This is a genomic window from Paenibacillus sp. 8b26 (assembly GCF_050626875.1).
GTDB lineage: Bacteria > Bacillota > Bacilli > Paenibacillales > Paenibacillaceae > Paenibacillus.
The window spans coordinates 3633623-3649726 of record NZ_CP192445.1 but is presented as its reverse complement, the minus strand read 5'-3'; the positions used below and the strand labels follow the sequence as shown (position 1 = coordinate 3649726).

Below are 16104 nucleotides of genomic sequence, written 5' to 3'. Positions count from 1 at the left end.
TGGAAAAATTTAAGAAGCCTGTAAATCTGCAGTTTTGAGATTTACAGGCTTCTTTTTCGTTCTACCGTTACTTATGAATGGATGAGCAAGCAACCTGGATAAAACATGGTACATTTGAGGAAAAGCGAAATCCAGTCAACACGGACGTTTACTTTTCACAACAATGAACCTTTTTGGAGCTCCAGTTGTTATATAGATAACCCGCACAAGAAAGGAGAGCGAATATTGGAAAGCAATCGAGAGTTGTTTGATAGATATCAACGGGATGTATATCGAACCTGCTACTATATGGTTCATGACCCGTCGGATGCAGAAGATTTGACGCAGGAAGTGTTTATCACCCTGTTTCGCAGCAATCGCGAACACATCGAACAACTAAAAGCCTGGATTATGAAAGTTACAGTAAACCATTGTCTGAATTACCTTAAACGCCGGAACAGCTTGCATACGAAGGTGTCAGCTAATCCCCATTTATTTACCGGGATCGAAAGCAAGCCTGTAGACAGGCTGGTGGAGGAGCGCGAATCCGCAGAGGAATGGGCTGTTTATATGAATCGTCTTCCGGCCAAAATCCGCGCGGTGCTGACACTTCGTTATATGCATGATTTTACTTTAGGGGAAATATCCGAGCTGCTGTCAATCCCACTGGGGACTGTCAAATCAAGGACGCACAAAGGACTTCGGCTAATGGAGCGAATACTACGGGATGCAGGCGTACAGCTCCCCGAGTGGGAAGGAGACAACTATGAGCAAAATAAAAGAAACCTTGAAGCATAAACTAAATGAGGATGCGGGAGTTCCCTATCCCGATTTCGAGAACATGTGGAGCCGTATGGAACAGGCAGGACATACTGCACCTACCACGACGGTCCATTCCGAAGCCGTTACCCCACGCCGACACAGAAACTGGCGCAAAATAGCTATTGCCGCTTCTCTAAGCGCACTTCTGGTTGCAGTTCCTGTCTATGCCGCCATACACTACAATTGGGACAATCTGCTACGTGGAAGAAGTGGCATCCAGACAGCACTGAAACAAAACCTTGGGCAACCGCTGGAGCAGTCTGTGACCAGAGACGGAGTGAAGCTAACGCTACATACAGCTATTGTCGATGAGAACCGGACGGTTATCCTATACAGCTTAGAGGTCGGAAAACGTGCAAACAACGAGTTTTGGAATGTTAAAGGTATGTCACTCAAAAAGGCTACGCAAAAAGACAGTGACGGGGAATACAACTTCCAACAGTGGGATCCGAAAAACCAGCGGTATAACGGATATTTTGAAAGCGATTGGACACCACAGCGGGAGACGGAGAACATGCAGCTGACCGTAGAGCATATGCAGCTTTACAGCATACAGGAACTGGATTTGCCGCTCCATATCCAATCGCCTGAGCCGCAAACTTTCACGTTGGGTCGTGACGGATTGCACGACATAAAGGTACAAGCATTTGATCAAGGGAAGGACAAACTTATGCTATCCTCCGCAATTACCTTCGATTCGTCCATGCCAAAGAAATGGGATAATCCGCAGATCATGGCCTACAAGGGCGGAATCCCTGTGATGTCGCAGCCGGGAGGGGCTTTTGGCAAGCCTGGAGAGAATGGAGAATATACGGCACAACAGTATTTTAAGCGGAGTGATATACCGGAAGAACAGACCACCTACAAGCTACAGTATGCCAAAACGGAAAAAAGTATCGACGGGCCCATCGAATTTGATCTTCAGTTAAGCAAAAAACAAATGGAGAGCGGAACGATTAAAACCGTGCTGAATACCCCACTGGAGAAGGGAGATCCAAATTTTACGATGGAGCATATGCTCGTCACGCCCACAGAAATTCGTGTCACGGTCAGAAGTAAGAAAAAATTTGCCGATATCCCTTATCAAAAATACTCCCTTTCCGTGAACGGCAAGACGCTGGAGGGTAACCGATGGTCACCGCCTAATAGCGAACCTTATCTGACCACGATCCGTTTTGAGCGACCGTCCGATCTTGTCATTACCAAGGACACCCCGGTTACCTTCACCGGGAAATACAAAGTAACGATACACTCAGATGATAAAACGCCGCTGCGTTTAACTCATATTTCCGATCAAAGGCAGACGCTGACCACACAAATTGGCGGCTATCCGGTGAACTGGACCTACTATAAACAAGGAGCGGATCTGTTCGTGGAAACCGATAGCGAGGATGCCCGTTTTGGTGGAATCAACCAGACCCATATTGGTCTGGGCAAAGAACGGATTATCGGCAAACCGATCACGACCAACTTCAACGGAGACGGCAACAACAAGGCGGTTGATGTCTACAAGAACTTCAAGGGGACCGAGGCTTCCATCTATATGTTCTACTACACGACGGACGACCCAGAGGCAGGGACAACTATACCATTACAGCCTCTGACAAATACAAGCGAAGCATCTGAATAGTAATGCTATAAAAAGGGTGTCCCATATACCTGTGTGAACTGCGGTATATAGGACACTTTTTTTCCAGTAAGCTGCGGTGCGCGTGGAGTTATTCTATTTTCGCTTACTTCACGGAGCCTTGCGTAACGCCGTTGATGATCCATTTTTGCGCAATCAGATAGACGATAATCATCGGCAGCAAGGCCATCAGGTACGAGGCAAAGGCCAGATTAAAGTCTGTATTGAACTGTCCCTGGAACACATACTGAACGAGCGGCAGCGTGTACTGCTCCGGGTCGCTGATAATAATAAGCGGCAGCAGAAAGTCGTTATAGGTGGACAGGCAGGTGAGAATCCCCACGGTAGCACTGATCGGTGCCATCAACGGAAAAATAATTCGCCAGAACGTGCCCCATGTCGTCGCCCCGTCTACCGTAGCCGCCTCTTCCAGCGCCACCGGAATGGAACGGATGTAGCCGACATAGACGAACACGTTAAACGCCAGCCCGTACACCGTGTGCAGCATAATCAGCCCAAACAGATTGGTCATATGAAATCCCGAGGCCAGTTTAACAATCGGCAGCATGATGATCGGGAACGGAATGAACATGGCGCTCACAAAATAAAAATATAATCCTTTAAAAAAGCGCCGCTGCATATTACGCGCAATCGCATAAGCGACCATGGAATTGGTCAGCAGCGTCAACACTACCGTCGATGTCGTGACCACTACACTATTCTGAAAAGCACTGAAAAAGCTGGTCATTTCTACCGCACGACTAAAATTCTCCCAATGCAGCTCGGTCGGAAAGGCAAAGGCAGAATGCGCCATCTGCTCGGGATTTTTAAGCGCAATCGTCACCGTCATATAGAGGGGAAACAGGATAAATATCGTCCCCAACGCCACCAAAAGCAGCACAGGCCAGTTGGTACGTCTGTTCGTTCTCATCAGTTATCCATCTCCCTTCTCTGGAGGAATCGCAGCTGCAAGATGGAAATCATCGCAATCACAATAAAATAAATGACAGAGTTAGCCGACTGATAAGCAAATTCCCCGCCTCTAAAGCCCCCTGTATAGATCAAGTGTGATATCGACTGTGTTGCCCGCCCCGGTCCACCGTTCGTCAAGGCCACGATCTGGTCGAACACCATGAGAGAATTTTTCATCGCCAATACCATATTGATCGTAAAAAACGGGGCAATCAGCGGAAACGTAATACTCCAGAATTCACGCCATTTGCCTGCACCGTCCAGATTGGATGCCTCGTACAGACTTGTTGGAATGGTTTGCAGCCCGGCCAGATACAGAATCGTATTAAAGGCAATCCCCTGCCATACAGCTACGATCACAACTCCCACCCAAGCCAACTGTTCGCTGCCCAAAATGTTGGTCGACAATGAGGTAATGCCTAAATTTTGCCCCCAAATCGTAAACACGTTCGAAAACAGGTAATTGAATATGTACCCGACAATCAGCACGCTCAAAATATTAGGCAGAAAATAAATGCCCCGAAAAAAGTTACGGAACCGTATTTTAGCATTCAGCCCCAGCGCAATCAGTAAACTGAGGACATTAATTGCAATCGTAACCACAATGGCAAACTTGAAGGTAAACCAGTATGCGTTCCCCACATTATCGTCCTGAAACAGGTTGACATAGTTTTTGAACCCGACAAAGTGATATTGATGACCAAAGCCGTTCCAGTTCGTGAGCGAATAATAAAAGCCCTGCAAAGCAGGCAATGTCAAAAATATAAAAAACAACAGGACAGCCGGCACGGTCATCCAATAGAAAGCCGTTAGTCGCTTGTTCATGTCTTATCCTCCTCCCCTATCGGCGGTTAGCTACCTTATCCCATTCTCGGTCCAGCTTCGCCAGATAAGCGTCGATGTCTCCGTTTTGCAGGAAGGCCTGCACAATGGAGTTTAACTGTACGGCTTTCGGAATATAATGATCGGCAAAATCAATGACACGCCCGGATTTAAAATACGGCAGCAGCTCCGCTACACTCGGATCATCCTGCGTGACTCCCTTCACCGCTGAAAACAGCGTTTGCTCCGTGATATACTGCTTGCTGTTCTCCGGCTTCAACAGGAAGGCAATAAACTCCTTGGCCTCTTTTTTATGCGGAGTGCTCTCCGACACGGCTAACAGTGTATCTATACCGGACACCAGCTTGACCGCCTTTTCATCGTTCCCTGTTGGTAACGGGAAGAATCCAAGCTCCACCTTCGGATTCGCCTTGCGGATTTCAGATATCGCCCATGAGCCCTGGATGTACATAAACCCCTGTCCATTAGCAAAGGCACGGTTCCCGTCCGCATAGTTTTTGCCAAAATTATCGCCATGTCCATATTTCAGCAGCTTCAGCTGCTTTTCCGCAACCTCGCGGTACTTGTCCTGAAAGGTGACCTGATTTGCACGTCGTTGCAGGAAAAAATCAATGCCCACCAGATTCGGGCCAAGTGCATTGAAGGGAAGATTCGTCTGCCAATCATCTTTATATGTAAAATAGAATGGGATTTTGCCTGCGGCCTTGATCTTTTGTGCCGTTGCGATCAGTTCGTCCCACGTTTTGGGCACCTGTAATCCCATTTCCTTAAAAAGTGTTTTGTTGTACATCACACCATTCGCATTGGCGGCATAAGGGATTCCGTACACCGGATTGATCCCGGTCACATCCTTGAGCATTTTGAGGTAGATCGGGTCCACGGTATGCGGCAGATCCGTATTCGCCAAATCCGTAAAAATACCGCTCTGCGCCAAAATGGAATAAGTATCGGTGGCCCCAAGCCCCACAATGTCAGGTACATCATTTTTGACAACCCGGGTCAGCAACACCGTCTCTGCCTCCGGCGGGTTGACCTGTGTCACTTCAATGCCGGGATGCTCCTGATTGAATCGGGAGATCAGCTTATCGAAGGAACCTTTGGCCTCCGGCTTGTTCTGAAAAAATTCAATCTTTACCTTGCCTGACGCGTCATCCTTATTGCATGCGCTTACAATAATCGCCATTAGAAGTATCGAAGCTAGTAATGACAGCCTCTTGCCCCATTTCCACATACTCATACCTCCTTTTCCCCTATGTCAATCTATTGCGTGACTAGACAATTAATACCCGAAGTCTATGTAAAAGAAACGATATGTCATTCCAACATCACAATAGGTGTAATATGTATCCATTTTCAACATAGGATTAACTTGACTATAGAGGAGGAGGCGTTGGTTTGTGAGAGATTGGCGGTTATATGGTAAAAAGGTACTGGTATTCGCTGTAGTATTGCTGCTTTTTTCCGGTATGGGTTTGTTAAATGGAGGTAGATCATTTGCAGCCTCGGGGTTTTATGTAAGCGGAACCAGTCTGAAGGATGCTAACGGAAATACCTTTGTCATGCGTGGAGTGAATAACCCTCATATCTGGTTTGATACACAGGCCGATCAGGCATTGGATAGCATTGCGGCGACAAAGTCCAACACCGTTCGCATTGTGTGGCAAACGAATGGATCAGCACAAAGACTGGAGCAAATTATCAACCGCGCTAAACAGCTCAAGCTGATTTCCGTCGTTGAACTGCATGATGTTACGGGCAGCAATGACGCCAACCATTTGAACGATATGGCCCGTTATTTCGCGGATCCAGCGGTAAAAAAAATACTGGCCGATAACCAGAAATACGTACTCGTGAATATCGCGAATGAGTGGGGTGACAACAACCTCACCGACGCCGCATGGCGAGACGCTTATAAAACGGCGATCACCACACTGCGCAACGCAGGCTTGCCGAATACAATTGTGATCGACGGCTCCGGCTGGGGACAATATGCCTCTCCCATTAAGGCCCATGGCGTTGAGCTGCTACAGCATGATCCAAACCATAATTTGCTGTTCTCCGTCCATATGTACGCTAATTACAATGATTCCAGCAAGATTGGCTCTGAGCTGCAAGCCATTAAGGATAAAGGGCTGGCTGTAATCGTGGGCGAGTTTGGTTACAACTATAACAACGGCAACAACAATCTGGGTACCACCGTGAATCCCTATGAGGTCATGAAGCAATCCCAAGCCAAAGGCATCGGCTATCTGGCCTGGTCCTGGACGGGCAACAACAGTGAGAACGCATGGCTTGACCTTGTGAACAGCAGCGACTGGAAAACACCGACGGCATGGGGCAATATCATATTGAACGATGCCAACGGTATCAAGAACACCTCGAAGACAGCTTCGGTGTACTGAGGTAGAGTCTCAGAAGGAATTAATGTTAAAAAAGATCCAACCGACCCTCAAGCGGTCGATTGGATCTTTTTTAACTTTTATGATGTTCAGGCTACAAAGCCCTATTTCTAAACAATCTTTTTTTGCCATCGTGTAAAACTAATAATGATACTTACCAGAATTAATCCTCCTGCACACATCCAGAAATTAAAGGAGTTCTCTACTCTTAAAGCAAACATTATTTGCTGAAATGGGTCCATTAACATAATAAGTGGCCTAAACAACTCGAAGAGAAATACGGATAAGATAAGAATCACTATATAGGCAAACAATGGCCGTGACACAAATAAACATACGGCGCTACTCAACATGAGCTTTACCAAGCAAACCAGCGTTAATACCAAATAAAACACAAGTATGTAGAGTATGGCATCTGATGGGGGAGAGGCATCTGATGAACCATATTTAAAAAAAGTAGAGCTATGCGGGAAGAACAACCATCCTGTGAGTACACCTATAAGCAGGCTTGTCCCCATAAAAATGACCGTCGAGGCTGATAGTGCGAGCAACTTGGCAAGCCAAAACTGAAAACGTCGATACGGTCGTAACATATATAGCCTATACGCTCCGGAATAGAGATCGCCGCTTAACTGATCCACATACAGAATGGGCAGGATTGCTGTAATTAGAAATAAAGCAACCTCACTCATCATCAGCCACGGCAGGTTCAGATTATTTACGGCCACAGTTCCTTCACCAAAACGTAAGACCTTCGTACCCGTTACTTTATGGCTACATATAATTACAACCACGATTAATATATAGGCTATATATAATAAAAGAGTGGATTTGCGATTCCAAATTCGTTCCATCTCACTTCGCCAGATTCTTAGCATGAAGAAATCCCCCTAATACAGATAATCATCGGTCACAAAACGGCGATATGCACCCCAAGTAAAAAAAATAATATATAGACTAACAACGGTGACAATGGCTCCATTCACAGACAAGTTCCCCATTAAAGACCTATCTAATCCTGTATGCTGCATAAACGGAATAATCATAAACGTGATTACATTGTATAAATAGGGTATATGAGAAACGAAAGAGGCCAATTTTAAATACAATGAATCAAACAACAGAGAGCCCAGATTGTATACCATACAAACACCGATGGCATACGTTACACTCTTGCTGTGCATAGCGACAAAGCAGTAGAAGGAGCTTATTGCTAATAACGAGGCAAGCGCCCAACCATAGTATTCAAGCATCTGTAGTCCTTGAGATCCGGACAGCCCCGCATCACTTACATCATATGAAAGAGTCCATACTTCAACAATCACCTGCGAGGATATTGCAAATGCAATGAGAAGAAGCAAGATAGAAGCATTCAAAACAAGTAACTTACTCCAGAAAATCTGACCGCGGGTAAATCGGCGCATAAATAACAAACGCAGTTGCCCGCTTCGAAATTCCTCTGTGTATATAGCTGCAGCTAAAGCAGCCACAGCTATGTTGCATGCTAAAAACAAATTCTCACGCAGACCAGTAACGACAAAGTTTAAGGATAATACCTCTACAGGGACCTTCATCGTGCGCAAAAAATATACTCCTGTCGAATAGGCTAGCATCGGTGTACATAAAACCATGAGCCAGAACCACTTTCGTCTCCATAATCGCTCGAACTCACTGTATATTAATAGCTTCATAGTCCCATTAATCCCATAAAGGCATCCTCCAGCCGTTGACCTTCCTTTACCAGTTGATCAGCAGGCCCCTGCCAAACCAGCCTGCCTTCTTTAATTACAATGAGTTCGTCACACATCTGTTGCAATTCATCCAACAGATGACTGGAGATAAAAAAGGCATAATTCGCTGAATCACGCAAATGAAGCACAATATCTCTCAATTCCCTCATCCCCATGGGATCAAGCCCATTGGACGGTTCATCCAGCAATAGAAGTTCAGGAGCACCCAGCATGGACTGCGCAATACCTAGCCTTTGCTTCATTCCCAGGGAATAGGTTTTCACCTTGTCATCCCCCCGCGTTTCCAGCCTCACCTTTGTAAGCAACTCTTCGATATGTATCTCCCGATCTGAGGGTGCAATTTCAGAGTGCAACCGTGACAAATTACGCAGAACCTGCCTGCCTGTCATATAATCAAAAAAGACCGGAGATTCAATAATAGCACCCACCTTGGACAGCGCCTTTTCCCGATCTGTGTGTACATCATATGAAGCTATCTTTACAGAGCCGCTGGTTGGCTGCATTAATCCAGTCATAATACGCATCATTGTTGTTTTGCCTGCTCCATTAGGCCCAATAAATCCATATATCTTTCCTTTCTGAAGCTTAAATGAAACATCATCCAATAAATTTCTTTTCCCCATTTTTTTCATTACCTGACTGACCTCCAGTAAGGAGTCCGACATACCATTCCCTCCATCCACAAGCAAATCACAAAATAGTTCCAACGGTGCATTTGATATGTAAAATCTTTATTGACAACGTAAACTTCATTTAACAGTGCATCATATTATTTATACAGATTAAAAAGTATCACATGTTGCGAAATGTAAACAACTTTCTTTATATGTAAAATAAAAATATAACAATTCATTAATACTAATTATTTTAATAAATGGTTATTAAATTACCGAGCATGATGACTTTACACAGCAAGAGGGTAGCCCCTCGGTGAACGTTCCACCTCAGGGCTACCCTCTATATAAAATAAACCGTTGTCTATTTAGTAACTAGCCTACCACCTATGCCAGTTCAATCCACTCGCCGAGCAACGTGTCCAGCTCCGCTTGCAGTCGCTCACGCGCATCCCACAGCTCCGCCATGCGCGCAGTGTCGTCGCTTGTGCCGAGCTGCTCCAGCTCGGCATCCGCCGCCGCCAATTCCGCTTCCTTGGCGGCAATCGCCCGCTCCAGCCGTTCGCTGGATACGGCGGGCGGCCGGAACGGCTTCGCGGCCTTCGCTCCGCGTGCCCCCGTGCCAGCGGACGACCCGCTACCTGCGACGGGCGAGTCCAAACGGCCTGCCGCACTCGGACGCGTGCGGCTCGCATCGGCCCCGGCAGGCGCTTCTGTCCGCGCAGCCGAAGCCGTCCTATTGCTGGCTGCACTGACAGGTGCAGCCCCGCCCAAGCCAGAGCCGCCACCTGCGGCGGCTCTGCTTCCGGATGCCGTGCGTGCCCCGGCATCTCCTGCGCTCAGGAAGCGGGCGTGTTCCAGCTCCCGCTTCTTCGCCCGGTATTCATCGAAGCCGCCCAGATAAGAGGCCAGCTTTCCATCTTCCAGCTCCCAGACGCGCCCGGCCAGCTTGTTCACAAAATAACGATCATGCGAAATCGCCAGCACGGTTCCCGTGTAACTGTCCAGCGCTTCCTCCAGCGCCTCGCGTGAGTCGATGTCCAAATGGTTGGTCGGCTCATCCAGCACCAGCAAGTTCGGCTTTTTCATGACCAACAACGCCAGCCGCAAGCGGGACCATTCTCCACCGGACAGCATGCTAACAGGCTTAAACACATCTGCTCCGTAGAACAAATACTTCGCCAGCAGCCCGCGTGCCTCGCCTTCCTCGACACCCGCTTCTTCCTTGAAGTACACAAGCACGGTCGCACGACTGTCCCGCTCTCTTTCCTGCTGCGCCAAATATCCATACTCCACGCGTGCGCCCCATTGCACCATGCCTGCATCGGCACTCTCCTGACCGAGCAGCAGCTTGAGCAGCGTCGTTTTTCCCGAACCGTTATCTCCCAGCAGAGCGACCTTTTCACCGAATTCCAGACTTCCTGTAGCACCGTTTAATATCTGGCGCTCCCCGTAGGCTTTGGCCATTTCTTCGAAATGCAGCACCCGCCGGCCCGAACGGTCCTCCAACCTCAAATTAAACTCAGCCCCTTGCGGGTCCAGTACAGGCCGCTTCACCAGTTCCATGCGCTCTAATGCTTTACGGATCGAGTTCGCTTTTTTAAAAAACTTTTCGTTATCCCCATTGCGTCCCCACTCTTCAAAACGCCGAATGGCCTCTTTCATCTTCTTGATCCGCTTTTGCTGTTCCTTATAATCCTCAAATTGCAGCAGCAGCCGTTCTTCCTTTTCCTTGACATAACCGCTGTAATTCGTATAGTACGTAAACGCCTCGCCATCCTCCAGCTCAATCATCTTGACGGCAACGCGATCCAGAAAATAACGATCATGGGATACAACAACACACGCGCCCATATAGCCTTGCAAAAATTGCTCCAGCCATTCCAGACCTTTTAAATCCAAATGGTTGGTCGGCTCATCCAGCAGCAACAGATCCGGTCGTCCGATCAACTGGGATGCGAGTGCAATCTTCGTTTTCTCCCCGCCGGACAACGAACCAAAGCTGCGCGTATACATGGCTTTGGGGATACGCAGCCCGTCGGCTACCTGATCGATATTCGCATCCATTTCATAGCCGCCGCTTCGCTCAAACCGTTCCTGCAAGGCGGCATACGATTGCAGCAGCTTCTCCAAACGATCCGCATCCGCAGCTACTACCGGATCGGACATTTCACGCTCCAGCTCGCTCATCTGACTGCGGCAATCCTTCAGCTCACGGTAGGCGTAAGCCAGCGTTTCGTACACGCTCAAGTGTTCAAACTCCGCCGGGATTTGCGGCAAATAGCCGATTTTCGTATCCTTGGCGATGACGAGCTGCCCTTCATCCGGTCGGGATAAACGCCCAATAAGGCGTAACAGGGTGGTTTTGCCGCTTCCGTTGCGGCCGATGAGCCCCACCTTTTCCCCCGTATGAATATCAAACGATGCACCGTCCAGAATCAGATTGGCACCGTGGTATTTTTTCAATTGTTGACCGTTCACAATATACATGTCTAGGCTCTCCTTTATTTAGGAAGACCCTTACCCGCGCAACACAAAAAGAGCCGCAGGAGCTAGTAGCCCGCGACTCTTTGGATGATACACAATCCGTTCGAGTTAAGGTAGGCGTCTTCTCGCGATGTTTACAACCGTATGATTAAAATTGGACAGACTTCTCCCGTTGAATGGAAAAGCATGCATAATGCCAGCCATAGCAATCGGCAGCTGGCTAATACGGTTGTTCAGCATCTCGTGATTCACCTACCTCACCTCCTTCTTCATAATTGTGTGTAGTATAGCATATTTTCTCGCCTTATAAAAGAGGGCGATGCCCACTAACTGTTTGCGATGCTCCGCTTCTCGTAATCGAAAATACGCCGCATACAAAAGCGACAATCACAAAAGCCCCGCCCACCCAGGCGTTCGTGGCAACTGATTCACTATTCTCAATTACCGCACCGCCCAAGGCTGAGCCGAGGGCAATCCCGATCTGGAGAGCAGAGAAATTGAAGCTTTGCTGAATACTACCTGATTCGGGAGCATTTTCGATGAGATAGCTCTGCATCGGCGGAGACAAGGCCCAACTTAATATACCCCAGATGATCAGCAACGGCGCAAATACATACATCGAGTGAACCGAGAATGGCAGCAAGAACATCACGGCGATAAATACGCCCACAATGATCAAAATACTCTTCGCTGTGCCAAAACGATCCGCCAAAGAGCCGCCAATAAAACCGCCCCCAACAGCCGAAAGTCCAAATACAAAATAGGCGACACTAATCCACGATGCATTCAAGCCCATCATATTCTCCATAAATGGAGTGAAATACGCATACAGTGTGTAATGACCCGCCAACGTTAACGTAGTCACGAGATGCGCACTAATCACCTTCACATTTTTCAAGGATTTCAGTTGCTCGCGCATCGGCACGACATGTTCCGTCGGAATCCGCTCCATAAACAAGTTCATGACGATCATAGCAACTACCGTCAACACGGCGATAATCAGGAACAGCACCCGCCAGCCAAACGCATTTCCAATCAGCACCCCGGCTGGAATACCAAGCACGATGGACGAGCTAACCCCCATGGAGATCACACCGAGAACCCGGGCCTGATAAGCCTTGGACACCACTTTGACGGCAATCGTCAGCGATAACGTCACAATCAATGATCCACTTGCGGCGGTAACGATACGGGATACAAATAAGACCGCATAATTCGGACTCCAGAAGGCCAACAGGCTTCCCAGAATAAAAATAAACATCGACCATAAATACAGCCGTTTTCGTTCAATTCTGGCGGTCAGCGCCAATAATGTCGGCCCGGCGATAGCATAGACAAGCGCGTAGATCATAATAAGCTGTCCCGCCGTGCTTACGGAGACATTCAAATCCTGCGCAATCTGGGGCAGAACGCCACCGATAATTAACTCCACCAGTCCCACCGTAAAGGTCGCAATCGTTAAGATAACTACTTTAAAGTTCATTACATAAGCTCCTTTGCTATCATGTAAATCCCTCGATATACGTAAAAAAATCCTGACCACAAGAAATGTACAAAGACGCACATTTTTTGTAATCAGGATTTATCGGTTCCTGGTAGAGACCCTCAAACCATATTATTGAGGTTATACAAATGGGACATTCATTGATCACGCATCACGAAGGTTATAGACATTACTATAAAGGAGCCTAACCCGAAGTTCAACCCCCTAAAGCTGTAAAAATTCGCTCATGGCGCGATCCGACAGATATGGTAAGTATTCATGGCCGTATTCGTGATACAGGAGCATTTCCTTGTCCGATACGATTTTATTGTACACCGCATATTGTGTGGAAGGTGGGCAGATCGTATCCGACAACCCCGTCACAAATAGCACCCGACCGCGAATACGATCTGCCAAATGTTGAATATCGATGTAGCCTAGTCGGTGAAATAACTCTTCCTCGCGCACATGATTCGGATCAAACCAGCGAAAATAATACACCAGCTCCTCATATGCGGATGTGGTGGCATCCAGCGCCCAAGCTCTTTTATAGTCCGACAGGAACGGATATACCGGAACCGCTACACGCACACGTGGCTCCAATGCAGCACAGGCAACTGTCAATGCTCCCCCTTGGGAGCATCCGAACGCGCCGATTCGATCAGGGTCTACCTGCTCCATTGACATCAGAATACGCACCGTCTGCACCGTATCCAGAAATACATTACGGTAATAGAACCGATCCGGGTTCGGGTCGTCGATTCCCCGGATGATATGCCCACGAATCGTCGTTCCCTGAACCTGCAAGTTGTCCTCAGACAAACCGCCTTGCCCCCGACAGTCCAGAGCCAGCACGGTAAATCCATGTGCTGCATAGCTCACTTTATCGAACCAGTCGCCACTGTCACAGGAATATCCGTGAAACATCGCCAAAGCCGGACCTTTTTCTGTAAAATGCTTGGGTCGGACGAGCTTTCCATGAACCTTCGCTCCGCCTACTCCTGTAAAATACAGATGAAAGCACTCCACCAGCGGAGAGACAAAATCGGCTGGCTCCAGCGTATAATCCAGCGGCTGCCGCTCCAGCTCCTGTAGCGCCCGTTCCCAGTACGCATCAAAATCCGGCGGCTTCGGACTACTGCCCGTATACGACTGCAATTGCTGTAAAGACATATCCTCCGGCATTCAAGTCCCCTCCTACATCCGGCCCGACTCATGGTCGTCTGCGACCACTTCATCCGTTGCGATGACATACTTCATCATGTCGGATACTGTCGTGTATGCGACACCTACATACGTATCGGCGGCTCCATAATAAATGGCAATCCGTCCGGTGTCCGCATCATGCAACGTAGCACATGGGAACACTACGTTTGGCACAAAGCCACGTTCCTCATACCACTCTTCCGGGGTCAGCACGAAATTGGAGGAACGATATTTAACTTTAGACGGCTCATCCCGGTCAAGAACGACTACTCCCATGCTGTATACCAGCCCATTACACGTGCCCGTCACCCCGTGGTAGAACATCAGCCAACCATCGGTCGTCTCAATCGGAGCCGGCCCGCCGCCAATCTTCACCGATTGCCACCAGCCCTGTCCGCCCTTGCTCATCACATGACGGTGCTTGCCCCAGTACACCAGATCCGGACTTTCACTGAGAAAAATATCGCCAAACGGCGTATGACCGCTATCGCTCGGACGGGATAGCAACACGTAGTTTCCGTTTAGTTTGCGGGGGAATAGCACACCGTTTCGATTAAACGGCAGGAACGGATTTTCCAATCGTACAAAGTTTTTAAAATCCTTCGTTTGCGCTATCCCCAACGCCGCACCGTAAAAATCTGTACACCAGATGATATAATACGTGTCCTCCACTCGGACCAGACGCGGATCGTAAGCATAATTGGGCTGGTAATCGTTCCCTTCCTCATCGACCAAATGCAAACGTTCCGTTTCAATGTCCCAAGCCAACCCGTCGTCACTCCAGCCCAGATGCAAATGCGGGCGTCCATTAATCGTTTCCGCCCGAAACACCCCCACAAACCGCCCCTCATACGGAGCTACTGCACTGTTGAAAATACGGGCAATGCCCGGCACCGGATTCCGTCCAATGACTGGATTCTCACTATGTCTCCATACCGGAGCCTCACTGCCTTCAGGCTTATCTTGCCACGGCATTTCCGGCAGACTGTCTCCCACAATTCGTACGTTACCTACATCCAAATCCACATTCAATTTACTCATACATATACTCTCCTCTCACCGAGACACTTGATTTTATCGATTTTTCTATTTCACTGAACCCTGTGCAAATCCGTTATAGATATATTTTTGTAATGACAAAAACGCAATCAGCGTCGGAATAATGGCTATGATAATACCTGCACTGATCACTTCCCATTGCGAGCCATACGGCCCTTTAAACTTGAACAGCGCCGTCGAAATGACCTGAAGGCTTGTTTTCGGCATATACAGAAACGGGGTGTAAAAATCGTTGTAAATATTAACCCCTTTGATAATAATGACCGTCACAATGGCGGGCTTGAGCAGGGGCAAGATAATGCGCCAGTAGATGGTCAGATAGGAGGCACCATCCAACATGGCCGATTCGTCCAGTGCCACCGCAATGGAATCCAGAAATTGCAGAAAAATATACACCGCAATAATATCGGTTCCCAAATACAGCAAAATAGCTGCCCAAGGCGTGTTAAACAGTTCCAACTTGTTGATAATCTGGAATGTCGATACCTGTGTCGTTACCCCCGGAATGAGGGTTGCGAGCAAAAACGCACCCAGCATGAGACTTTTGCCTTTAAATTTAAAACGATTCAAAATATACGCGATCATAGAGCCGGTCAACGTCGCGCCGATGATCGAAATAATCAGAATAAAGCCCGTGTTCACAAATCCGGTCAGCATGTTGCCGTTCACAAAGGCTTTGGCATAGTTGGCCCAATTGAACCAATTGTCCGGAGGAGTCAGAGGACTGGTAGCCGCATATTCAGCCTTTGTTTTCAAGGAAGCAAAGAAAATCACGACAATCGGAAGCAGTGCGACGAACGCACCCAGCAAAAGCGCGGCATACTTGATGCTGTTCGCCAGCATTCTTTTTAACATATACACG

At 48.0% G+C, this 16104-nt stretch carries 15 protein-coding genes and 1 riboswitch; of the genes, 3 read left to right on the top strand and 12 right to left on the bottom strand.

Features of this window, described 5'->3' with window-relative positions; all coding sequences use genetic code 11:
- The first annotated feature begins 225 nt into the window (after window positions 1-225).
- Both ACQ4MX_RS16780 and ACQ4MX_RS16775 read left to right on the top strand, forming a co-directional pair.
- Window positions 226-777, top strand: a complete 552-nt coding sequence (locus tag ACQ4MX_RS16780) for an RNA polymerase sigma factor (RefSeq protein WP_431086111.1) — start codon at window positions 226-228, stop codon at window positions 775-777.
- On the top strand, window positions 746-2431 hold the full coding sequence (locus ACQ4MX_RS16775; RefSeq protein WP_431086109.1) for a DUF4179 domain-containing protein: 1686 nt from the start codon (window positions 746-748) through the stop codon (window positions 2429-2431). The genes ACQ4MX_RS16780 and ACQ4MX_RS16775 overlap by 32 nt, the downstream gene beginning before the upstream one ends.
- A 103-nt stretch (window positions 2432-2534) precedes the next feature.
- Here the strand turns inward: ACQ4MX_RS16775 and ACQ4MX_RS16770 are convergent, their stop codons facing one another.
- Genes ACQ4MX_RS16770 through ACQ4MX_RS16760 form a run of 3 tightly spaced genes read right to left on the bottom strand, consistent with a single transcriptional unit; the run spans window position 2535 to window position 5474 of the window.
- Window positions 2535-3359: a carbohydrate ABC transporter permease gene (locus ACQ4MX_RS16770; protein ID WP_431086108.1), complete on the bottom strand. Its 825-nt coding sequence runs from the start codon at window positions 3357-3359 to the stop codon at window positions 2535-2537.
- Window positions 3359-4225, bottom strand: coding sequence for a carbohydrate ABC transporter permease (locus ACQ4MX_RS16765; protein WP_014278657.1), 867 nt, complete (start codon window positions 4223-4225; stop codon window positions 3359-3361). The genes ACQ4MX_RS16770 and ACQ4MX_RS16765 overlap by 1 nt, the downstream gene beginning before the upstream one ends.
- A gap of 16 nt (window positions 4226-4241) precedes the next feature.
- Window positions 4242-5474, bottom strand: coding sequence for an ABC transporter substrate-binding protein (locus ACQ4MX_RS16760; RefSeq protein ID WP_431091358.1), 1233 nt, complete (start codon window positions 5472-5474; stop codon window positions 4242-4244).
- A gap of 166 nt (window positions 5475-5640) precedes the next feature.
- On the opposite strand from ACQ4MX_RS16760, the gene ACQ4MX_RS16755 reads away from it, so the two are divergent.
- The gene (locus ACQ4MX_RS16755) at window positions 5641-6645 is read left to right on the top strand and encodes a cellulase family glycosylhydrolase (protein WP_431086106.1); all 1005 of its coding nucleotides are present in this window, start codon (window positions 5641-5643) and stop codon (window positions 6643-6645) included.
- A 107-nt stretch (window positions 6646-6752) separates the two neighbouring features.
- Here ACQ4MX_RS16755 and ACQ4MX_RS16750 read toward each other — a convergent pair whose 3' ends face one another.
- From ACQ4MX_RS16750 to ACQ4MX_RS16710, 9 genes are all read right to left on the bottom strand, one after another.
- Entirely contained in the window at window positions 6753-7520 is a 768-nt protein-coding gene (locus tag ACQ4MX_RS16750; protein WP_431086104.1) for an ABC transporter permease, read from the bottom strand.
- Between the two features lie 12 nt (window positions 7521-7532).
- Window positions 7533-8333, bottom strand: a complete 801-nt coding sequence (locus tag ACQ4MX_RS16745) for an ABC transporter permease (RefSeq protein WP_431086102.1) — start codon at window positions 8331-8333, stop codon at window positions 7533-7535.
- Complete coding sequence (locus ACQ4MX_RS16740) at window positions 8330-9058, bottom strand: ABC transporter ATP-binding protein (protein WP_014278662.1); 729 nt, start codon at window positions 9056-9058, stop codon at window positions 8330-8332. The genes ACQ4MX_RS16745 and ACQ4MX_RS16740 overlap by 4 nt, the downstream gene beginning before the upstream one ends.
- Before the next feature lie 336 nt (window positions 9059-9394).
- Window positions 9395-11497: a ribosomal protection-like ABC-F family protein gene (abc-f, locus tag ACQ4MX_RS16735; RefSeq protein WP_431086100.1), complete on the bottom strand. Its 2103-nt coding sequence runs from the start codon at window positions 11495-11497 to the stop codon at window positions 9395-9397.
- A gap of 105 nt (window positions 11498-11602) precedes the next feature.
- Window positions 11603-11746, bottom strand: a complete 144-nt coding sequence (locus tag ACQ4MX_RS16730) for an RAxF-45 family protein (RefSeq protein ID WP_187644841.1) — start codon at window positions 11744-11746, stop codon at window positions 11603-11605.
- A gap of 52 nt (window positions 11747-11798) precedes the next feature.
- Entirely contained in the window at window positions 11799-12977 is a 1179-nt protein-coding gene (locus tag ACQ4MX_RS16725; RefSeq protein WP_431086098.1) for an MFS transporter, read from the bottom strand.
- 69 nt (window positions 12978-13046) lie between these two features.
- Window positions 13047-13146: riboswitch (purine riboswitch) on the bottom strand.
- Between the two features lie 56 nt (window positions 13147-13202).
- Window positions 13203-14162, bottom strand: a complete 960-nt coding sequence (locus tag ACQ4MX_RS16720) for an acetylxylan esterase (protein ID WP_431086097.1) — start codon at window positions 14160-14162, stop codon at window positions 13203-13205.
- Between the two features lie 12 nt (window positions 14163-14174).
- Complete coding sequence (locus ACQ4MX_RS16715) at window positions 14175-15224, bottom strand: glycoside hydrolase family 130 protein (RefSeq protein ID WP_431086096.1); 1050 nt, start codon at window positions 15222-15224, stop codon at window positions 14175-14177.
- A 45-nt stretch (window positions 15225-15269) separates the two neighbouring features.
- Complete coding sequence (locus ACQ4MX_RS16710) at window positions 15270-16103, bottom strand: carbohydrate ABC transporter permease (protein WP_431086095.1); 834 nt, start codon at window positions 16101-16103, stop codon at window positions 15270-15272.
- Between the last annotated feature and the right edge of the window lies 1 nt (window position 16104).